This window comes from Nostoc sp. (assembly GCF_036917755.1).
Taxonomy (GTDB): domain Bacteria; phylum Cyanobacteriota; class Cyanobacteriia; order Cyanobacteriales; family Nostocaceae; genus Nostoc.
Genome location: NZ_JBALFC010000157.1, coordinates 116321 through 136970, shown reverse-complemented (window position 1 = coordinate 136970; position 20650 = coordinate 116321). Strand labels below are relative to the sequence as shown.

Here is a 20650-nt window from a genome sequence, read left to right as displayed (position 1 = left end):
AGTAGCTAAGACTACATTATTCTTCAGTTCATCGTACAGCCAGAAAAATTTAGCATTATAATTTTCCCATCTTCTGTATTGCTTCTGAGAGGGTATTAGAGCGCTTAAGCAAAGTATGTGGCATCCCTATAGATGAGTCACTTTTCCTATGCACAGAGTGCGTTAAGGGCTTATCTTGGTTGGATAGAGCAAGCTAAAATTGCTACCCATGAACCAAAATAAGCGCCTTTAAACTCTTTTCTTCTACCTGATAGGGCAGTATTCATCCAACCCTAAGACTCAGAATTATTAATGGTGCGGCTATTACAAACATTCATCGCCTTTTCTACTCCCTGCTTGAGACTTAGTTCAACACACTCAAGTACGAACTGAAGTACAAGAGACATCAGCTGATTTTCCGCAGCAGAAAATCGCCCCAGCACATGGGAGATAGCATCGGAATCATCGTTATTAGCTGCACCTTTGGGTTTACCAATACCGATTCGCAAACGGGGAAAGTTTTGGCTACTAAGATGTGCGATCGCACTTTTCATCCCGTTATGTCCCCCAGCCGAACCAGACAAGCGCAGACGAGTTTTTCCCAAGGGCAAATCCATATCGTCATAAATTACCAGCACTGATTCAGGCGGCAATTTATACCAACTTGTCACCGATTGTATTGACTGTCCTGAGCGATTCATATAAGTCAACGGCTTCAACAAGCGAATCTTACCCCCACCTGAGGCCATACCCTCGCCATACTCACCCTGAAACTTGCGATTTTCTGCTAAGGGAATGCGCCAAGAACGGGAGAGAGTTTCTACAGCAGCAAAGCCGATGTTATGGCGTGTTTGGTCGTACTTAGCTTCTGGATTCCCCAACCCGACAATTAGTTGGGGAATTACCAAAGCTGGTTGCGTAACTGCTTGTGTCATTTTGCTACAGTCAATCAATTTTAGATTTTAGATTTGCGATTTTGGATTGAAAGAGACCACAAGGGTACAAGCTTGGTGATTTGAGATTGACGGTTTTGCATTTGTTCCGTCCACCAAGAACGTTACTCTGAACCGCAAAACAATCTAAAATCCAAGTTGCGCTATTAGCACACCAAAGGCGCGACCCAAAATCCAAAATTGGTATAGTACACTTTCCTAACTAGGTTGGGAAGAACTAGCGGTATCCTGCTCAGATTTAGCAGGGTGGATTTGCTTAGGTTCCAATTCCGCAGTAGTCTTTACAACTTCTTCTAACTGTTCTGCTTCTTTTTGAAACTCATTTTGAAACTCCTTGGAAGCTTCTTGGAAACTACGAATTGTTTTGCCCACACTCCGACCAATTTCTGGTAGCTTCTTTGGGCCAAAGATTAAGAGCGCCACTACCATAATTACAGCCATTTCCGGCAGACCGATACCAAATATATTCATTTTTTGTCTCCTCTAAACTATAGAACCACTAGAGAAACTCACATATTATGTAGTCTACTCAATAGTTAGTCTGCACTAACCGTTGACAAAAAAACCCGGATGAACCGGGTGTAACTTAACTTGTGATCCAAACTTAATAGCTGTGTATCCGTTAACGTCCTAAACTCCGCCAATCGACAAATACATCCTGAATCAACAGTGATTTATTGTAAAGTTGCAGAATAATCAGCAGAAACACGAAAAATAGCAAAATAAAAACAGCCATCACAGGGGTAGTGCCCCAACCTGGAGCCACTTTCCCATACTCAGAGTTCAACGGTTTCAGGATATCTCCCAACCTAGTTCTTTGTGCCATACTTCACCCAATATTACTTACCAAAGCTTTTTTTAATCTTCTGTAATATTCTATAAGAATAGCACTCATCATCTATCTCTCAATTATGGAACCCGCAATAGTTCTTAGCATTTCTGTGGCTGTCGTGGTGGTTGCCATCACTGGACTGTCGATTTATACCTCCTTTGGCCCTCCTAGCAAGCAATTGAACGATCCGTTTGATGACCACGAAGATTAAATTAGTCATTTGTGATTAGTCATTTGTCAGTGGTCTGTGGAAAACCACAACTGACCACTGACAGAGCAATAGTGACTCATTCCAGCCTGGGATTAATCGCTGGTATCACCTTGAAACTGGCGATTTTCCAAGGCTGTATTGTCAAGATTTGTTGCCCAGATGAGAATTCAGTGGTAGAGGAACGCTCTAACAAATCTACTGTATCTCCTAGATTCAACCCTAAATCACTTTGCAAAGATAACTCGGCTGTTTCTCCGTGACATTCATAACACCGCAGAATTAACTGCTGTGGGTCATCCTCAGATGGCTTCAAGGCCATCAAAATTAAATTTTCAGCTGATAAATCTAGGAACCTCACCCCTTTAATAGTGCTGAGTTGTGTTAGCGGATAGCTGTTGTTTAGCCCGTTGTGAGTGCTGAGTGGATTCAATATCACTTGCAACGGTATATTTAATTCATAGCCACGCCGTACTGTATGGGCTGATTCCCAGTTACCAGCATGAGGATACAAGGTATATGTGAACTCGTGAAAACCTCTGTCAGCCTCTGAGTCTGGCCAATTAGGACTTCGTAGCAGTGTCAAGCGGAGTTGATTTGGTTTGCTGTCGTAACCGTATTTACAATCATTCAGCAAACTGACACCATAACAATTTTGGATTTTAGATTTTGGATTTTGGATTGTGTCTTCTGCTGTCAAATCAGCCCAACGCAAAGCGGGAACTTCCCATTTTGCTTGTTCTGCGGGGGTTTGTGATTTAGTTGGGCGGCGAATCGCGCCACAGGGAATTTCATAGGTAGCAAAGTCTGCTTCGACATTCAAAGGAAAAGCAGCTTTCAGCAATACATGATTTTCTTGCCAATTAACGGTAGTAGCTATGTTCAGCAGAGGTGAACCAGCTTGCAAAATATAGTCTTGGCAAAATTCCGATTCACCCAATTGACGCACCACGCGCACACGACTTTGGACTGGGCCTTGTTCTAACCACTGAATAGATTGAAGATTTGTTGCGGGTAAGGGATGTTGAGCGTAATTGGGGTCTATATTCCAAGCATCCCAATATTGACCACTGTCTTTAAAAGCTTGTAGTTGATTCCCTGCCCCACTCAAAACTTCTCGTTGATAAGTTTTGTCAAAAACACTTGATAAATCTCCAGTATCAGGATCTATAACAACTCGCAGGAATTCATTTTCTAAAATCCAGTCTGGGAGGAGTGGGGGAGATGAGGGGGATGAGGGGGATGAGGGGGAAAGCCAAAATATGCGGTAGCCTACGGGTGGAATTTCGGTGGCGAGAAATAGTAGCGTTGATGGTTGAGATGGTTGGGAGATAAGCTGCTTTCCAGAAGCATCGTAAATCTGCCATTCTTGGGTAGCTGTTGCTGGCGTGGGTAAGGCTACAGAGACTACCTCTGAACGTTGCCAATTGAGAGAATTGAAAACGAAAATAGGCAAACTATCGGATTTTGGTGGTTCTGATAGAGTAGTGTGAGATGCGATCGCTAAAAGTGATGACTGTAATATCTTGGTTCCTACTTGTTCTACTTGCTGCCACTGGGGCAACGCATCCAGATAAACTTGGGTAATTGAAGTACCAGGTAAAATATCGTGAAACTGTTGAAATAACACCAGTTTCCAAGCTGCTTCAATTTCTGCTTTGGGATATGTCACACCACAGCTTATGGTTGCCAAGGTAGCAAATAGTTCAGCTTCATATAATAAATTTTCACAACGACGATTCCAGCGTTTTTGATCTGCGTGGGTAGTGTAGCAACCGCGATGGAATTCTAAGTATAGTTCGTCATTCCAGATGGGGAATGAGGGAGATGAGGGGGATGAGGGGGATGAGGGAGAATAATAACTTCTGACTCCTGATTGAATTTGCTGTAAATACTTTTCAGATGTCGTAAATTCTAAGTCTGGGAAGAAAGGTGACTTTTGCCAGCGTTGGGCGATTTTTAACATATCACGGGTGGGGCCGCCGCCGTGGTCGCCGACACCGGGAAGCCAGAGGGATTCTGGTAAATTAGTTTGGGTTTGCCATTCCAGAGCGTAGGATACCATTTTAACTGGGTCGATGCTTTCACCGATGGGTGCAGACATCAAACTAAAGATTTCGCTACCGTCAGGCGATCGCCACCAAAAAGCCCCATAATCAAATTTAGTAGTATCATTCCACCGTAACTTCTGCGTCACAAAATACTCAATTCCGGCATTAGCGAAAAACTGCGGTAAAGTTGCACAGAAACCAAAAGAATCTGGAACCCACACCACGGTTGAAAGCTTACCAAATTTCTCCTGGATGTAGCGTTGACCATACAATAGCTGACGGACTATTGATTCACCAGCAATTAGGTTGAGTTCCGGTTCTACCCACATTCCGCCGACAACTTCCCACCTTCCAGCAGCTACCTGTGCTTGAATCGCCCCAAACAAATCCGGGCGATGTTCTTCAATCCAAGCATAAAGTGCGGGAGTTGAATGACAGAAAATTAACTCAGGAAAATCTTCTTGCAACTTCAGAACCGACTCAAAAGTATTTTGTGCCGCATTCCAAGTTTCACTCACAGGCCATAGCCATGCTAAATCTAAGTGAGCATGACCCAATAGGAAAATTTTAGATTTTCGATCCCCCCAACCCCCCTTCAAAAGGGGGGCTAAGATGTCGGATTGAATTAAATTTTGGCGTAGAGAGAAAAACGACTTTACCAACTCTTCCTTCTCTCCCTCCGTGTCCTCTGCGCGACGGACACTTTCCTCAACGGGGGGAACCCCCGCACGGAAGCGTCCTCCTCTGCGGTTCGTAACCTCCCCCACCATCGCCGCCAAAACATCCAACTTTTCCGGTGCAAATTTTTCCAAATAAAGCTGCACCACAGCTAACTCATCAGCCACAAAGCCCGGATCGGGATTATGATCAACAGTAGACTCATAAACTAGGAGCGATCGCACTAAAGCACCGTCACAATGTCCCGGACTGACTAACCGCAAAGCCACAGTAAACTCATCCCCTGGCTTCACCCCTCGACTGAGAAGCACTCTCGGCGAACAATCAAATAAATCCCCCTCCAGTACTAACTCCCCATTTACATAAATCTCAGCAGAATCTGCCCACCAAAGCAGCGCCAGCCGCAAAGATAACCCAGCTAAGGGATAACCTTGTAAATCTTGGGGAACCACCAATTTTTGCACTAGCCATAGCACTTTTTTCCCGCCTGTCCAAGCGATATGTTCTTTAGCATTCAACTCGACAGGTTGCCAATCAGACAAATCAGCAGCTACAACATCTGTAATAATCAGGTCAGATGCCTGATATAGCCAAGTAGACTGAAGATTAACTTGACAAAATGAGCGCAGTTGCTCAATAACTTGTGAGATGAATTTAGTCTGGGATTGAGAGACAGTCGGGGTCATATTTTCGCTAAGATAAGGTCACTTACGATAATTAACAGTTAGTCGTTTTTATTGTTTGGCTGGAGTCTCACAACTCAACAAGACTTGAACTAAAAAATTACTACTATGTCTTCTGGTTCCTCTGGTCGTTATCAAAGTAGACTATTTAACTTTGTCCATCAGCAATCTCGGCGGGTGACAGAACAGTGGGAACACACCTTCCGGCATTTGCAAGTTGCCACTAAGTGGGGTGTGGAGGTACTACTTTACCCAGTGTATCTACTGTTTCAGTCATCGGAATCGTCTGGGAAAACGCTACAGACCAAAGAACCACAAACTAGACTAAAGTTACAACCAAATGATACCGATTTCCAGCCCGAAACTCTCCCAAATGTTGATAGTCCGATTCAACATGCACTAGAGGCAGTCCATTATCTATCATCTGATGAATTCGCCTCCACTCCTGCAAAAATATCTGAACTTTTCAATCCCTTGGCTTTGGTGGGAGTTTTTCGGCTGAAATTCGTTGATAATAACTCTACAAATAACGCTAATCTTACTCAAGCATCAAATATTACAGAGAATAAAGCCGCAAGTCTCAACTCTTCACAGTTAGAGAATGCTCTCAAGCAGCATGTTCCAATAGTGCGGGGAATTGCCACAAATTTGATGAATCGGAATTTAGTACTTGTTACTGCCGATAATGAAATTCTAGATATTTTGACACCCCAACAGCAGGCTAAATTAGAAGACCGGATTATTAACGAAGTTGCTAAGTACTGGCAGTCTTGGCAGTTGATTATAGCTAAAAAAGAAACAGATTTATTACCACAAATTGACCGTTTATTAGCAAAGCTCACTGACGGAAATACAGCCAAAATTCCAGTTTTAGCCGAGGGGATACCAAAAGATTTACTTAATAATGCCGTCTCAAACCTAACTCCCAACCCCTTACCTACAAGGGTTGGGGAACAAGAATCAAAGCCTCTCGGACTGTGGGGGAGAGGTTTGGAGAATAAATCGCACATCGCATTTAATACAGATAGATTATTAGTATTTTTAGATACAGCCGTTGCTAAGTTGGAATTAAATGCTTTAGTGCCTGTGCAAGAACGTAGCCAGGAAATTGTCCAAGTTGCCCAAACTCAGTTAAATATATTTCTTTATGGCAAAGAGCAATTAGCTACTAAGGGAGAAATTGCGACTACTGCTGATTCTTTGGAAACTCATAAATTGAATCTTCAGGCTTTGATTGAAGCGGCACTTAATTACTTTTTTGGTGTTGGTAGTAGAAAAACACTTGAGCCAAGAACCAGTGATGAGAGATTGCTAGGTAAACTATTATCATCACGTCTTAGAAAAGCCTTATCCAAAAGCCCTCAGTTGGAGAACCAGGATTTAAAAAATGATCCTTGGCTAACGTGGGGTGATTTATTTGGTGACACCGAAACCGTTGTTGATAAGCCAGTTACACTTTCTCAAAATAAAAATCCTGCTTTAACCCCAAGTTTATCAGTAGGGCCTTTTCCACAAAAGAATTTGAGTGTAAAACAACCTAAAGTGGGTTCTGGTTTGGTAGGAAGGAAACAACCAACTAGTAATCTCGCCTCAAGTCAAAAAACATCTGGAAAAGTCGCCTCTAGAAAACAAACCCAAGCCCGTATTTCCGAAATTAAAAGCGAGAGTCGTAAAGGGGAAATTTTGCAACAGCAATTTCACCAAAGCAGTCAAGTTGAGGCACAACCAGACTGGATAGAAACCAAAGCAACTTCAACAGGCTATGAGAAGCACCCCTTAGAGCAACTTCTGGAATGGCTTGATTATGTTATGCTCTGGCTAGAAAAGAGATTTGTAAAGATTTTTCAGTCGTTGCGGCAACTATGGTTGGGGAAATAATAATTCGTAATTCGTAATTCGTAATTCGTAATTAAGAAGCGTTTGAATTCATGAACTAATCATAATTGTTGATGTCATATTATTAACTAACCCACAGTTAGAGAGAGCATCTCACTTTCGTAGAAAGCCTAAACCTCACCCCAACCCTCTTCTTAGTAAGGAGAGGGAGCAGGAATCTTATGATGTAGTGTATTTGCTTTCACTGAGATGTTCCCCGGTTAGAAGCCTTTAAATAGGTGAGGGTAACTCAATTCACTGTAATTCTTCCATAGCTCGAAGCTATTTTAACTACAATGGATGTTGACATATTAGTAGCTTGCGGGGAAAATAGGTAAAAAATTAACCCTATGATTGAGCATAGCGATCGCATAGTGTCTCGTAAAGAAGGCACATTCCAAGGTGTTGAAGGACTTGACCTGTATTACCAAAGCTGGCATCCAGAGGGTAAAGTACGGGCAATATTAGCCATTGTGCATGGACTCGGAGGACACAGCGATCGCTACAGTAATGTAGTTCAGCATTTGATACCCAAACAATATGCTGTCTATGGCTTAGAGTTGCGTGGTCATGGACGCTCACCAGGCCAGCGAGGCTACATCAACGCTTGGAGTGAGTTTCGCGAAGACCTGGGAGCCTTTTTAGAGTTAATTCAGACTCAGAATCCTGGATGCCCAATTTTTATCTTGGGTCATAGTTTAGGTGCGGTGATTGTCCTAGATTACATTCTGCGCTATCCCCAACAAGCATCATTATTGCAGGGTGCGATCGCTTTAGCGCCAACCTTGGGGAAAGTTGGGGTTTCACCTGTTCGGCTACTTTTAGGAAAAATGCTCTCACGGGTGTGGCCGCGTTTCTCCCTGAATACAGGTATTGACATCAGCGCTGGTTCACGAGATCAGCAGATTGTAGCCACCTATGTCCAAGATACACTGCGACATACCCGTGCTACTGCCCGTCTAGCTACAGAATTTTTTGCAACAGTTGATTGGATTAATGCTCACGCAGCTGATTGGCAATTACCATTGTTGATTCTCCACGGTGGCGCAGACCGAGTGGCTTTACCAGGGGGAAGCGACATCTTTTACCAACGGATAAACTGCACAGATAAACTGAGAATCGAGTATCCGGGAGCCTATCACGATATTCAGAATGACCTTAATTACTCTGAGGTATTGGCTGATTTGGAAGATTGGTTGGAGCGACACTTACCATCTGAGGTGGTGCAGTTAGGACGGGGAAACGCTGAGTTAGAGTTTCCTAGTTCTTAGCTTTCAGTACATGAGGCTTGATTACTTTATCGTCAAGCAATACGTAGGCGTAGTCTGTCGTAGACATCGCCTCTCGATTCTTTGATGATATATCAGCGTTCGACCATTGCTTGTTGATACCAATTGCGGTGCAGTGGGTACGTTTATTACAGCCACGCATCCTTCAGGCAAATCAATCATTGTCGTTTCTACGGACAGAGATGGTACTGTTTTATTTGCTATAAAAGCAGATAACAAACCTGGAGAAGATTCTGTAAGCTTTTGATTTAAGCCTGTTATACAACCATCATTCTCTACACCAATAACTAGTTTGCCACCATGCTTGTTAGTAAGGCATACCACAGCATCTAGCAAATCATTATCAGGTAGAGGTTTGCGATCGCTTTTAAATTCTACAGTCAGAGTTTCGCCTTCAGCTATGAGTTTTCTAAGTATTTCTGGAGTCATCATGGCTATAGCATCCTAGCGATCGCCCATTGAAAAATAACAATTACAGTGTTGTTGGATCAACCGCTATAATTCCTTCTGACGCATAGCGAATGAAATCTTTAGTATTGAATGTCAAAATATGCGTCACACTATTTGCCTTCATATTAGCAACGAGACGAGCATCATGCACTTGGACACCTGACACACTGAATGTGACAACAAGCTTACGCCACTCAGGGTAAATAGTAGGCATATCAGGTAACAATGGAAAGAGGCGCTCAATCAGTCGCAGTAGCCAATCTGCATCTGTTGGTGTCAAGCCAAATCCGTTTTTTGTCGCTGGTCTTGTAGCAACATTCCAAAACTCAACGCAGTTTTGCACTGTGATTTGCAGTGTATGTCCATCACGTCGCAATTTTCGGATCGCAGTTCGTATTATTGGGTGTAGTAAGTGAGTGCGATCTACAAAACGCAGTAGGATGTTAGTGTCTATGAGGTATACCACTGCTAAGGATGATCCTCATAAATACTCTCACGAGTCACAGCATAATCTGACAGCACAGGTAAATTTGACCCAAAGTATGCTGCAAACTCGTCAGCTAACTTATCTGCAATTAGTTCAAACTCCTGATTATTTAGTTGACCTTGTGTCTGAAGCTTCGCCATCAACTGAGCGCGTTTTCGTTCTTGACCTTTGCGCTGTTGGTCTTGAAAGATTAGCTCTTGAAGATATTCACTGGCTGAACTATAACCGCCTTTAGCAATTTGTTCTTCGACAAAGACTTTCATCGACTCAGGTAAGGAAATCTGAATGTTAGTCATACCTTTAGAGTTCGGGTGAACTGATTTTATTTACTATGCTACCAGCGCGATCGCACCTTCAAATGTAGAGTCAGTTATTTACAATATCTGAAAAATATGTTGCTGAGGATTGAGAGTTTTTTCCAACCAAAATAGGTTCTCCCTTTACTCCTCCACGGCTAAGAGTACAAATCTTATAAAGGTTTTCACACTCAAAGATTGCCAGAACTAGCTCTTTCCCTGTTTGGTAAAAAGGTGGTAAAGGTTTACCAACCTCGGATTCTAGATCAATTTCGTTCTCGCGCCATTGTAACTTCCAAATGCGCTTTTCAGTTATTGGTGCTTTGAGAGACTTACCAAGAGCGCTATACACCTGCTCTGCTTTAATATCATCCTTGGCTGCTGGCACAAAAAACTTCATAGGCTTTGGTTACAAGTAACGTGAGTTTCACTAGCACCAGCGTAACGCAGTTAAGCTAATTGGCATTTAAGTTGCAGAATTAGGGCGGGCAAGATGCCCACCCTACAAGATTTTGATGAAATCGAAATATGCTTTCTTAGATATGTTTTAGCTTACCAAGGCAATCTGCTTCCATTCCATGAGAAAAACTGTCCACTATCGCCTTCTTGAAGCTGTTCGATCACAGCCAATAATTGGGTAGCAGTACGTTCCACTGAAAATAATTGTTCCGCAGGGACATTTCCCTGGAAAGGACGGGAAAGGCGCGTATCAGTTGTACCAGGATGCAATGTCACTATTAATGCTTTAGGACAACTTCTTTTATACTCAATTGCCGCAGTTCGCATCAACATATTGAGTGCTGCTTTAGAAGCGCGATAGCCATACCATCCACCAAGTTGGTTATCGCCAATACTACCCAATTTAGCAGAAATAGTCGCAAACACGCTGCGTTCTCCATGACGAAACAGAGGCAATAGATGTTTAGCCAACAAGACAGCACCAATACTATTTATTTGAAAGTAGCGCAGCAAATTTTCGGAATTGATCTGTCTTAAGCTTTTTTCAGGTTGCAAAGTATCTTCATGCAACAGTCCTACACAGTTCACTACCAAATGCAGTTTGTCAACTTGGGCAGATATTTTTTGAACAGCTTCAACAATCTGCAACTCGTCAGTAATATCCATCTTTAAACAAATTAATCGCTCAGAATGTTCGCCTGCAAGAGCTATTAAATCGGGGGCTGATTCCGGTTGACGAGAAGTTGCATAAACTTTGGCTATTCTGTCATCTTGTAGCAATTTTTTCACAAAACCTAAACCAATACCTTGGCTGGCTCCCACAATCAATGCGTTTACAGGATTAATTTCATCGATAAAAGACATATAAATTTAGCTGATTTGTGCAGGTATTTCATATTCGTAGCGAGAGACAAAATAAGCACCAACTTGTCTGTCGCTGTGATGACGGAAACCAAAGTTTTCATATATTGCTCTTAGGCGCGATCGCGAAGCCTTACAATCTAGACGTAAATAATGTTTACCAAGTGTTTGTGCATGTTCGACTGCCCAAGTAAGCAGTGCTGAAGAGACTTTACCACCAGAATAACGCCGTCGAACTGCAAGGCGATGTACAAATGCTGACTCCTCCTGAGAAATGTCGGGCCAGAAAAGTAAATCCTCAAGCTGAAACTTGATTGTACCAACTGGTTCACCTGCCGATTCAGCAATGAAAAACAAGCCGTTAGCAACATCTTCCGAGATACTTTCTGGCGAAATCTCGCTATCATGCCACAGAGTCATACCACGTTGCTGAAGCCACAAAGCTGCTTCTAACAACACATCCGAAACTATCACCGTATCTTGTATGGTTGCTTGGCGAATTGAGATGTACATTTAGTTATTAATTGTAGGTTGAGTTGAAAAATCGTGAAAATTCACAAAGATTAGTATAAATGTTGGGTTGCATTTCGCTTTTGCCAATCTACCCTTTATTTACCAATACAAAACTTACTAAAAATTCTATCCAAAACTGATTCTGTAACCTCTTCACCAGTAATTTCTCCTAGTGCTTGAACCGCACCTCGTAAGTCAATTGTCCAGAAATCAAGAGGTAACTGTTGGGCAATTGTTGCTTGTACCTGTTCCAAGGAAATTTTAGCTTGAGTTAAGGCTGCTGCTTGCCTTTGATTAATGGCTAAATCCATATCAGCCGCTTGCACTTTTCCGGCTTGAACTATCTCTAAAATTGCTGTTTCTAAAGCATCAATACCTTGATTTTGGGCTGCTGCTGTGACAATTTTAGATTTTGGATTTTGGATTTTGGATTGAAGAGTTTTTCTTTCGCTTTCTTCAACTAAATCGATTTTGTTAATCACTAGAATCAACGGACGATGTTGTACTTGTTCATAAATTTCTCGATCGCCTTCTGTCCACCCAGCTGAAGCATCGATGGTAAGCAAGACTAAATCTGCTGCATTGGCGGCACGGCGCGATCGCTCGACACCGATTTTTTCCACTTGGTCTGTTGTTTCCCGAATCCCCGCAGTATCTAGCACTTGTACAGGAATTCCCCCGACAACTAACTGCGATTCCACCACATCGCGGGTTGTACCGGGTAAGTCAGTCACAATCGCGCGATCGCTCCGGCTCCAAGCGTTCAATAAGCTGGACTTACCCACATTCGGACGTCCAACAATTGCCACTTTTAAACCAGTGCGTAACAACTCACCTTTGTCTTTGGTTTCTATTAACTTAGTGATTTCTGCGGCAATTTTCTCGATTTCTGATATTATTGCTTTATCATCCAACGGAGGCAGGTCTTCCTCAAAATCGATTCGAGCTTCGATTTCTGCCAAAATATCTAAACAGTTGGCGCGTAACTGCCGGATTGGATGAGCTAATTTTCCCTGTAAACCAGCTAAAGCAGTTTGGGCAGCTTGGGGCGATTTAGCTCCCACTAAATCCGCAATACCTTCAGCTTGAGTTAAATCCAATCGTCCATTCAAAAAGGCGCGGAGAGTAAATTCTCCCGGTTGCGCTAGTCTTGCCCCATTTTCCAAACACAGTTGTAACACCTGCTGCACTGCCATAATTCCCCCGTGGCAATGGAATTCCACTACATCTTCACGGGTGTAAGAACGGGGTGCTTTCATAATCAGCAACAGCGCTTCATCCACCAATTGTTGCGTTTGGGGATGGCGAATGTAACCGTAGAGAATCCGGTGACTTTCCCAAACTTGTCGCCCTGGTGCGTGAAAGAGAGTTTGAGCTAAAGCCATTGCTTCGGAACCCGATACCCGCACAATACCAACGCTACCCTGTTGGGGGACAACAGCAGTAGCGATCGCAGCGATGGTTCCAGTAGTGGCAAAAACTTCTGACATCAGCGCCCTTCATCAAAGTGAGAAGTCAAAATCATAACTCATCTGATAACTTTCTAAATGGTAGATATTTAAACTAATGAGATGGCAACTGACAAGGTAAAATTTACCTGGAGGGTGAAAATCATAACTCGCAACTTATAACAGATTTTAAGGAAAGTGAAGTACACAACGATTCGTCCCAAAGCGAGGTATAAACCCCTGTTTTACTTCTGAATTCTGAATTCTGAATTCTGCTGTATAACTTATAACTCATAACTTTTAGAGAGGAATTTACTGTGGAGCAAAAAATTAACTGCGCCCAAGCCTGCGTTAACGGTTGTGTTTTAGGGGATAAATGCCCCAATATGGAGTTTAGAGAGGCCGCTGCAAAATTTATTCAAGAGACTCCCTTAGACCAAATGTTGGAGTTAGCACAAGAACGTCTGCGAAAAAAAATGACGGAACCGCCAAAATGGGTTTTTCCTGAAGATCCATAACATTCATGTTCAAGGCACAAGCAAGACAGCGTAGAAGTTAAATAGTATCTGGATCTATATTTAATTCTCGCAGTTTTGCCGCCAAGCGATCGCTGCGTTGCTTCTCTTGTTGTGCCACTTCTTCGGGTGTGGGAACCAGTTCTCCTTCAGGAGTGTAAAACCGTAAATTTTCTTGATAAACCCCTAAATATAAACCTAACTGTTGACTCCACAACCAGCCTTGGGGATTTGGTTCTAGTGGTTGATATTCACCATCAAGCAAATGGAACCCTGAAAATTCTAACGTTTCCGGGTCAAACCAGAAGTAATCTGGTGTGCGAAAGATATCTTGGTAAATTTGTTTTTTTAAGCCTTTATCAGTGTCGTCTGTGCTATGCGATAGGATTTCTATAATTAGATTGGGATATTTGCCATCTTCTTCCCAAACAACCCAGCTTTTACGGTGTTTGCGTTCAGTTCCCAGTACTACAAAAAAATCTGGCCCCCGGAAGTTTTCTGATTTGCGCTGGCGTGGACTGTAGTAGATGGTGAGATTACCCGATGCATAGAAGTCGTTGCGATTTTGCCACAACCACTCTAAGCATTGAATCAGCAGCGTCATTTGTAACCGATGCAAGTCAGTTTCCAAAGGCGGTTCGTCACTATATAAATCTCCTGGCGGAAATATAACATCTTTTGGGACTTGAAAATCTTTGGTGACAGACATAGCGGCAAGTGTCTCAGTGCTATAAGTTTAGCGTAGCAGTGAGGAGCTATTTTCAGGTAAATATGGGTTGCTGAAAAAGTCTACACGGCGAGAAATCTGTCATATATAGCGGTTCCCGACCTGGTGAGGTACGTTTTCAAGCCTACTAACCTTGTTAAATAAGATTTGAGTGTACCTCAGTTGCTTAGGAAACGCTATAATCATCTCCCTGAGTCCCTTCGGGATGCGTCGAGGATTTCCTACTGCATCTAAATATCGCTGCTGTTTAATGGTGTTAGATTGCGTCATCGTTTTTATTCTCATCCGAAGGTCACTGCTTCGCCGTTTCGCAATATTCTTAGCTATTGTTAAAATTTTCGCAGATGAAGCAGGTGAAAAATTGTGAGCCTAAAAGAAGTTATCAGATTAGCAAAGCAACTTTCAACCGTGGACAAAGTACGTTTAATCCAGCAAATTGCTCCTGATATAGAACGCGAGTTAACAGATAAACTGTCTACCCATCCGCGCCAATCTTTGTGGGGACTCTGTGCTGATTTAGGAAACGCACCTTCCACAGAGGAAATTGATGTAGCCCGTAGTGAAGAATGGGCTAGCTTTCCACGGGAGGATATTTGATGCTACGTGCTGTAGCTGACACCCATGCAGTAATTTGGTACATTTTTGGCGATTCACGATTATCAACAACTGCCCAAAATACTATAGCCCAAATAGCATCTTCTGGAGATCAAGTTGCTTTCTCCTCTATTACGCTAGCCGAAATTGTATACTTGAGTGAGAAAGGACGTATTTCTCCATTAACACTTGAACGCCTGCTTGCATCTGTTGACACAACTGATTCTTTACTGCTTGAAGTTCCTTTTACTAGGCATATAGCTGAAGCTTTACGCTTAGTGAATCGCTCACAAGTACCAGACCTACCCGATCGCATTATTGCTGCTACAGCCTTATATCTGGGAGTACCAGTGATTAGTCGAGATAGCAAAATTCAACTATCTAGTGTTAATACAATTTGGTGAAGCAGTCATCAAGTACATTTTTGGCGATTTGCGATTATCAATATATTCTTGTGGCAAAATTTGCCTTCCTAATACCAACGCTTCTTGCCTTTCCTCATCTGTCATATAATCATCTCCCTTGAGTCCCGTTGGGGTGCGTCGAGGATTTCCTCCCGCATCTAAATATCGTTGACGTGCGATCGCAAATAGTTCTAATATTCTTTGCGATCGCTGCTGTTTAATGGTGTTAGATCGCGTCATCGTTTAATTAAAGACTTCTCCTAAGTGCGCTCTTAATTTATCGATACTACCCCACTGATCCATCAAGCTTGGACTAGACAACAATTTGGCTTTAGTGTTCCGAAAACCCCAATCGGCTCTCATTTCCTTCTGATCAAGAGGAATACGGCTGACATCTGTGAAATCAGCAATCCAATGAACCTTAACCCATCGGAAAATACCCCATGTACCTGTATTCCATTCAGGTTTATCTTCACTTCCCTCGTTAACCAGTTCAACTACGTGTGTCAAGGATCGTTCGTACCCAGGTCGTTTTTGAGAAAGGATGATAAAAGATCCTTTTGGTAAGTTAAAGGCATGATTATCTACACCTTTACCCTTTTTAAAGTTCAATTGAAAGTCCTCTCCAATAGGATGCAATTCATACGCCCAAACACCATTGTCATTATTGACATTTTTGATATATTCCAGACGACTACAATCCATTATTTTTAATCCTAAATCTTTATTTGATCTTGAATCTCTAAAAAACTTTTGTCTAAACTCTGACACTTGGCCCAAATGGAATATTAATGTAGTTCCTTTTTAGCCGATATTTTATTTTTCTACAAGTTCATTACCCATTTTTAACTTTTCACTGTTCGCCCCCGTATCCACAAAGCTAGTACACTCATTAACAACACCCCCATCATTCCTTGCAGGGGATTATTATTCACACCAGTTACCCAATCAGGAACTTGACCAGAATATTTCACTAATTCCCCAACATTAATAATGTAGTAGCCCCATACTAATCCACCATGCAGACCAATTGGTAAACCCAAGCGTCCCCTCCGCCAACGCTTTCCCCATACCTGCGTTAACCCCAGCAATACTAAAGCTGGAAATTGCGGCAGTGTATGAATAATTGCCTCCAAGGGTTTAATAAAGTGCAATGTAGCAAAGGCAATTGCATCTGTCCCCAGTGCCACACGCGGACTGTAATCTCGTTGTAATTCATCTAGCAACCAGCCTCGGAATAACAATTCCTCAGCAAATCCAATACCTAAGCCAACAAGTAAACCCTCTAAAATTATTTTCAGCAAAAAAACTTTCGGTTGTTGCCACACCAACCAACCCAATAAACTTTCTACCCCAAAAAGTATCAGAATATTAATTATGCCGATAGCCAAGCCACGCAGTAAATCCACACCATTTTGTCGTGTGAATTCTAAGCCATAACGCCGCAGAATTTGGGGCTGCTGGTAGACATATTTACCCCATAGTCTCAGCAGAAAAATAAATACTGCATATAACAACACCAATGTCAATATACTTTCTAAGTTTGAATCATGCACTAGTAAGTATATTGGTGCGGCCAATGGCAACCATAGCAGCAATAACGTCAAAATAAAACAGCCCAGCCTGATAGGGGCAGGGCGTTCGGCTAAACGGACAAGGTTTTTTTTCATACCAATGTTAAGTCACCAGCCAATACTCTAAATTTCGACTAATGACCAATAACTAATGACCAATGACTAATGACTATTCATCAGGTTCAATCGTGCTACTTAAACCGTGACTTATCAATGTTTCGCAATAGAACTCAGCGTGTTCCAGAGCGCAAGTAATGACTAAAGCTAGCCCGTTAGTATGGGCTTCCATCATGATGCTAACAGCCTGCGGTTGCGTAAGGCTTGGCACAGTGGCTATTAGTGACTGTACAACATGCTCCATCGAGTTGTAGTCGTCGTTATGGAGCAAAACGCGATACCGAGGCGCGAGCTTGCGGGTTGTGGAAGGCTTTTCAATAGTTTCAACTGACACGGCTCTTTGCTCTTTTCTCGTTAATTCACTACAACAAAGTTTCTGTCTAGCGATCGCTTAACAGTTATTTACCTATTCTATAATATTTCTGTCCAGATACTATGCTACGAAAACTCTTTGTTGCCAAGGATTGGTCGTATTAGTTTTGCGTACCCACTTCTGAAGCCGATGTCTAAGACATGGCTGCGGTAAGAGTGCTACCCTAATCTTACAGAAGCTTTCCTTAAACCTAGCGCATTTTCACTTTTAAGATTAAGGAAGTTAAAAAATAATCCTTGCCCCTGCCCAAACTGCATAATGATGGACATTAGCCGAGATTTTCTTCAACCGGGACAAATTGTGTGTTTAGAGCATGGCGACAGGAATCTGTATGCAGAAGTCATTCAATTTGTAGTTTCCCGCCAGTTGTGCTGGGTGCGTCCTTTATTTATGGTTACTTTGATTCAAGAATCACCGCTAATTACCGATTTGCGAGATGCGTCTGACTTGCTTTGGCCTGCAAATTTATTTCGGCCAGCTTTAGACACAGAAGTAATTACCTTCTTGAGCCAAGTTTTAGCAAAAGAACCAAAAACGGAACCTGACTCAGCTGCCAAGCAGCAACTCAATCAGTTTATTCACCAACTTTGGCAAGCATATCAAGAGGGATTAGGCATTAGGGATTAGAGCATTGGGCAATTCAATTTTGGATTTTGGATTTTAGATTTTGGATTAAATTTCAATTCTTTAATCCAAAATCTAAAATCTAAAATTCTCACTCCCCCTCATCTCCCTCATCTCCCTCATCTCCCTCATCTCCCTCACTCCCCACTCCCCACTCCCTCCCTCAGTCGTAGCGTATACCAGCATCTTTCATGCGTTGAATTCCTTCTTGCAACCGTTCATCAGGGATAGTTAAAGCAATTCGGAAAAAGCCTTCTCCAGATGCACCATAACCACTACCCGGTGGCACAAGAATGCCACATTTGTCAAGTAGCAACGTCACAAATTCTGCTGAGGAATATCCTGGAGGTACAGGTGTCCAGACGTAAAGGGTAGCTTTCGGAGGCTGAATTGGCCAACCTAAAGATTGCAATCCATTCACAATAATGTCACGGCGATTTTGGTAAACCGACATGATGGCTTGGAGTTCTGCTTCCGTGGTAGTAGAATAAGCTGCGATCGCAGATGCTTGAATTGCCTTAAACACCCCAGAATCAACGTTAGTTTTTACCTGTGTCAAACCTTTTATACCCACAGCATTACCAACAACAAAACCAACCCGCCAGCCTGTCATATTGTACGACTTAGACAAACTGTGAAATTCGATCGCTACATCCTTCGCGCCGGGAATTTGCAGCACACTAGGCGGTTTATAGCCATCGTATGCCATTTCTGAGTAGGCGTTGTCATGACACAACAAAATATCATACTGCTTGCAGAAAGCCACCAATTCTTCAAAAAACTCTAATGTTGCCAATGCTCCAGTCGGATTATTGGGATAATTAATCCATAACAGCTTTGCTTTTTGGGCGACTTCTTCAGGTATCGCACTCAAATCAGGCAAAAAACCGTTTTCTGCCTTCAGGGGCATAGGAAAAGACTCACCACCAGCGAAAATTGTCGAAGTCCGGTACACGGGATAACCAGGATCTGGTATTAGTGTATAGTCTCCTGCTTCCACAAACGCTAAGAAAGTATTATGAATTGCTTCCTTGGAACCAATTGAAGAAACAACCTCTGTATTCGGATTCAACCCTGTCACCCCAAACCGACGTTCCATCCACTTAGCCGCAGTTTCCCGGAATTCTTTTGTCCCTTGGTAAGGTGGATAATTGTGGTTGGCAGCGTCGTCAATCGCCTCATGCATTACCTGGAGGATATGACTGGGAGTTGGTTTATCTGGATCGCCAATCGCCATATTGATGATATCAACTCCCTTAGCAACGAGTTCATTCCGCTTCTGGACAATTTCAGCAAACAGATAGGGAGGAATTTTTTCTAGGCGTTTAGCGAACTGCATGGCGATTTACTACGAATGCACAATAATGTAGAGGGTCATTAGCACAGTTTACGCCAAATAGGTATTTAAATAATCAACCTCATAGAAAAATACAAAGAATGATATCGCCCTTGCCTTTACTAAAACTTGTTTTACCTACTTGAAATTTTGATTGCTCCAATCTTAATTAAATTCACCGGATATAGCCAAAAAGCCTCTATGCCTAAGCAATTAGGAATATCCCCAACTAGAAACTAACTGAATTCGACCAGCATCCATCTCTGCCATTAATAATTCTAGAGCTTCGTAATCAACATCAGAAATGTAACCCAGTTCCGTCAGTTCTGAATTGATTTCATTTTCTATCTCAGGAGTTAGTTTTTTAATGTCAAGAGCTTTTTCTACCAATTTACGAATAGCGTACTGAGTTCTCATAAGTAATAGCCTAATTGTATATGATACTAGTTCTCCCAGATTTATCTAAGTATAAAGAGTGATCGAAATACTAACTTTTGGTGATTTAGATCACATCTTAATTAGTTAATAGATAATGCGCTATGACTCTGTGGTATGCCATCAGTAACGCTAAAGTGGGAGATTTAACTTACCGTTAAGACTTAGCTAAATTAGCTTTAGTTATAGACTAAGTAAGTTTTCTCAGCATAGTTACTGATGAGTTGTCTGCTCTATGGCTGTCTATGTTGATTGTTTTTGAACTGAGATAAAAAAAAAGTATATATAAACACATTTTAAACTGGAATTATAACAATCTTTAAACAGAGATACTAAAGTAATAAAGATTCAGCAAAGAGAGCTAAGACATATGGCCGATGCAACAAAATAGAGTTTATGTTCCAATAATCCTTAGCTTGACGCTTCAACAATTCTTAATAGGATGTAATTATGCAGGCAGTGCTTAACTATCCCAAGATTGCAGTTATTCGCCCCCAAGGCTGTTTGAATGCTGCAAACGCCTTGGAGTTTGAACGAGATATGACTACGGCGTTGGCACAAAATGGTATTTCCATCTTGGTAGTAGACCTAGTAGCAGTAGAATCCTTAGACAGCGCAGGTTTGATGGCATTGTTATCTACACACAAGCTAGCTCTCGGTTTAGGACGGGGTTTCCGACTTTGCGCTGTTACTCCGTCAATTAGAATTATTTTTGAACTAACGCAACTCGACAGGGTATTTGAAATATTGGATGATGAAGTTGAGTTGAGTGCAACATAACTTGATTACTTGAGTAAAAGCACAAAGGTTCGGATAATAAGTAGACTTTATGTAAAGGAGTTGTAAGTTGCAACGATAAACTATGTTAAAAGACCTAATTCAATGCTAA

At 42.1% G+C, this 20650-nt stretch carries 26 protein-coding genes; 8 read left to right on the top strand and 18 right to left on the bottom strand.

The window, feature by feature from the left end:
- Positions 1 to 272 precede the first annotated feature (272 nt).
- From pth to psbH, 3 genes are all read right to left on the bottom strand, one after another.
- Positions 273 to 914, bottom strand: a complete 642-nt coding sequence (gene pth / locus V7L05_RS33780) for an aminoacyl-tRNA hydrolase (RefSeq protein ID WP_335170624.1) — start codon at positions 912 to 914, stop codon at positions 273 to 275.
- Positions 915 to 1130: 216 nt separating this feature from the next.
- On the bottom strand, positions 1131 to 1403 hold the full coding sequence (locus V7L05_RS33775) for a TatA/E family twin arginine-targeting protein translocase (RefSeq protein ID WP_099103129.1): 273 nt from the start codon (positions 1401 to 1403) through the stop codon (positions 1131 to 1133).
- Positions 1404 to 1554: 151 nt separating this feature from the next.
- The gene (psbH, locus tag V7L05_RS33770) at positions 1555 to 1758 is read right to left on the bottom strand and encodes a photosystem II reaction center phosphoprotein PsbH (RefSeq protein WP_335170623.1); all 204 of its coding nucleotides are present in this window, start codon (positions 1756 to 1758) and stop codon (positions 1555 to 1557) included.
- A gap of 85 nt (positions 1759 to 1843) precedes the next feature.
- Between psbH and psbN the strand changes: the two genes are divergently transcribed.
- Entirely contained in the window at positions 1844 to 1975 is a 132-nt protein-coding gene (gene psbN, locus V7L05_RS33765) for a photosystem II reaction center protein PsbN (RefSeq protein ID WP_196525836.1), read from the top strand.
- Between the two features lie 76 nt (positions 1976 to 2051).
- Here the strand turns inward: psbN and V7L05_RS33760 are convergent, their stop codons facing one another.
- Positions 2052 to 5387 (bottom strand): alpha-mannosidase, encoded by a 3336-nt coding sequence (locus V7L05_RS33760; RefSeq protein WP_335170622.1) that lies wholly within the window; start codon positions 5385 to 5387, stop codon positions 2052 to 2054.
- A gap of 105 nt (positions 5388 to 5492) precedes the next feature.
- On the opposite strand from V7L05_RS33760, the gene V7L05_RS33755 reads away from it, so the two are divergent.
- Together V7L05_RS33755 and V7L05_RS33750 are read left to right on the top strand one after the other, a co-directional pair.
- Positions 5493 to 7262 carry a hypothetical protein gene (locus tag V7L05_RS33755; RefSeq protein WP_335170621.1) on the top strand — a complete coding sequence of 590 codons (1770 nt, stop codon included), beginning with the start codon at positions 5493 to 5495 and terminating at the stop codon, positions 7260 to 7262.
- Positions 7263 to 7609: 347 nt separating this feature from the next.
- Positions 7610 to 8530 (top strand): alpha/beta hydrolase, encoded by a 921-nt coding sequence (locus tag V7L05_RS33750; RefSeq protein WP_335170620.1) that lies wholly within the window; start codon positions 7610 to 7612, stop codon positions 8528 to 8530.
- Positions 8531 to 8551: 21 nt separating this feature from the next.
- Here the strand turns inward: V7L05_RS33750 and V7L05_RS33745 are convergent, their stop codons facing one another.
- The 7 genes from V7L05_RS33745 to mnmE form a co-directional block, all read right to left on the bottom strand.
- Entirely contained in the window at positions 8552 to 8980 is a 429-nt protein-coding gene (locus tag V7L05_RS33745; protein WP_335170619.1) for an AlbA family DNA-binding domain-containing protein, read from the bottom strand.
- Positions 8981 to 9020: 40 nt separating this feature from the next.
- Entirely contained in the window at positions 9021 to 9464 is a 444-nt protein-coding gene (locus tag V7L05_RS33740; RefSeq protein WP_335170618.1) for a type II toxin-antitoxin system VapC family toxin, read from the bottom strand.
- Positions 9465 to 9466: 2 nt separating this feature from the next.
- Positions 9467 to 9781: a ribbon-helix-helix domain-containing protein gene (locus tag V7L05_RS33735; RefSeq protein WP_335170617.1), complete on the bottom strand. Its 315-nt coding sequence runs from the start codon at positions 9779 to 9781 to the stop codon at positions 9467 to 9469.
- Positions 9782 to 9851: 70 nt separating this feature from the next.
- The gene (locus tag V7L05_RS33730) at positions 9852 to 10169 is read right to left on the bottom strand and encodes a hypothetical protein (protein ID WP_335170616.1); all 318 of its coding nucleotides are present in this window, start codon (positions 10167 to 10169) and stop codon (positions 9852 to 9854) included.
- A gap of 164 nt (positions 10170 to 10333) precedes the next feature.
- Positions 10334 to 11104, bottom strand: a complete 771-nt coding sequence (locus V7L05_RS33725; RefSeq protein WP_335170615.1) for an SDR family NAD(P)-dependent oxidoreductase — start codon at positions 11102 to 11104, stop codon at positions 10334 to 10336.
- Positions 11105 to 11110: 6 nt separating this feature from the next.
- Positions 11111 to 11614: a GNAT family N-acetyltransferase gene (locus V7L05_RS33720; protein WP_335170614.1), complete on the bottom strand. Its 504-nt coding sequence runs from the start codon at positions 11612 to 11614 to the stop codon at positions 11111 to 11113.
- 95 nt (positions 11615 to 11709) lie between these two features.
- Positions 11710 to 13104 (bottom strand): tRNA uridine-5-carboxymethylaminomethyl(34) synthesis GTPase MnmE, encoded by a 1395-nt coding sequence (gene mnmE, locus V7L05_RS33715; protein ID WP_335170613.1) that lies wholly within the window; start codon positions 13102 to 13104, stop codon positions 11710 to 11712.
- Positions 13105 to 13379: 275 nt separating this feature from the next.
- Between mnmE and V7L05_RS33710 the strand changes: the two genes are divergently transcribed.
- Positions 13380 to 13580, top strand: coding sequence for a hypothetical protein (locus V7L05_RS33710; protein ID WP_335170612.1), 201 nt, complete (start codon positions 13380 to 13382; stop codon positions 13578 to 13580).
- Positions 13581 to 13617: 37 nt separating this feature from the next.
- On the opposite strand, the gene V7L05_RS33705 is transcribed toward V7L05_RS33710, so the two are convergent.
- Positions 13618 to 14286, bottom strand: a complete 669-nt coding sequence (locus V7L05_RS33705; RefSeq protein ID WP_335170611.1) for a Uma2 family endonuclease — start codon at positions 14284 to 14286, stop codon at positions 13618 to 13620.
- 381 nt (positions 14287 to 14667) lie between these two features.
- Here V7L05_RS33705 and V7L05_RS33700 point away from each other — a divergent pair, with 381 nt between their 5' ends.
- A complete protein-coding gene (locus V7L05_RS33700; RefSeq protein WP_335170610.1) occupies positions 14668 to 14901 on the top strand; it encodes a hypothetical protein in 234 nt (77 codons plus the stop codon).
- A complete protein-coding gene (locus V7L05_RS33695) occupies positions 14901 to 15302 on the top strand; it encodes a type II toxin-antitoxin system VapC family toxin (protein WP_335170609.1) in 402 nt (133 codons plus the stop codon). The genes V7L05_RS33700 and V7L05_RS33695 overlap by 1 nt, the downstream gene beginning before the upstream one ends.
- On the opposite strand, the gene V7L05_RS33690 is transcribed toward V7L05_RS33695, so the two are convergent.
- The 4 genes from V7L05_RS33690 to clpS all read right to left on the bottom strand — a co-directional run bounded on the left by V7L05_RS33690 (position 15276) and on the right by clpS (position 17327).
- Positions 15276 to 15542 carry a hypothetical protein gene (locus V7L05_RS33690; RefSeq protein ID WP_335170608.1) on the bottom strand — a complete coding sequence of 89 codons (267 nt, stop codon included), beginning with the start codon at positions 15540 to 15542 and terminating at the stop codon, positions 15276 to 15278. The genes V7L05_RS33695 and V7L05_RS33690 overlap by 27 nt on opposite strands.
- Before the next feature lie 3 nt (positions 15543 to 15545).
- A complete protein-coding gene (locus tag V7L05_RS33685) occupies positions 15546 to 16073 on the bottom strand; it encodes a hypothetical protein (protein ID WP_335170607.1) in 528 nt (175 codons plus the stop codon).
- Positions 16074 to 16147: 74 nt separating this feature from the next.
- Positions 16148 to 16972, bottom strand: a complete 825-nt coding sequence (locus V7L05_RS33680; protein WP_335170606.1) for a CPBP family intramembrane glutamic endopeptidase — start codon at positions 16970 to 16972, stop codon at positions 16148 to 16150.
- A 73-nt stretch (positions 16973 to 17045) separates the two neighbouring features.
- Positions 17046 to 17327 carry an ATP-dependent Clp protease adapter ClpS gene (gene clpS, locus V7L05_RS33675; RefSeq protein WP_104907504.1) on the bottom strand — a complete coding sequence of 94 codons (282 nt, stop codon included), beginning with the start codon at positions 17325 to 17327 and terminating at the stop codon, positions 17046 to 17048.
- Positions 17328 to 17627: 300 nt separating this feature from the next.
- Here clpS and V7L05_RS33670 point away from each other — a divergent pair, with 300 nt between their 5' ends.
- A complete protein-coding gene (locus V7L05_RS33670; protein WP_335170678.1) occupies positions 17628 to 17993 on the top strand; it encodes a hypothetical protein in 366 nt (121 codons plus the stop codon).
- Positions 17994 to 18153: 160 nt separating this feature from the next.
- Here V7L05_RS33670 and V7L05_RS33665 read toward each other — a convergent pair whose 3' ends face one another.
- On the bottom strand, positions 18154 to 19329 hold the full coding sequence (locus tag V7L05_RS33665) for a pyridoxal phosphate-dependent aminotransferase (protein ID WP_335170605.1): 1176 nt from the start codon (positions 19327 to 19329) through the stop codon (positions 18154 to 18156).
- Positions 19330 to 19539: 210 nt separating this feature from the next.
- Positions 19540 to 19743: a hypothetical protein gene (locus V7L05_RS33660; protein ID WP_292763530.1), complete on the bottom strand. Its 204-nt coding sequence runs from the start codon at positions 19741 to 19743 to the stop codon at positions 19540 to 19542.
- 468 nt (positions 19744 to 20211) lie between these two features.
- Here V7L05_RS33660 and V7L05_RS33655 point away from each other — a divergent pair, with 468 nt between their 5' ends.
- Complete coding sequence (locus V7L05_RS33655) at positions 20212 to 20541, top strand: STAS domain-containing protein (RefSeq protein ID WP_334952885.1); 330 nt, start codon at positions 20212 to 20214, stop codon at positions 20539 to 20541.
- The last annotated feature ends 109 nt before the right edge of the window (positions 20542 to 20650 follow it).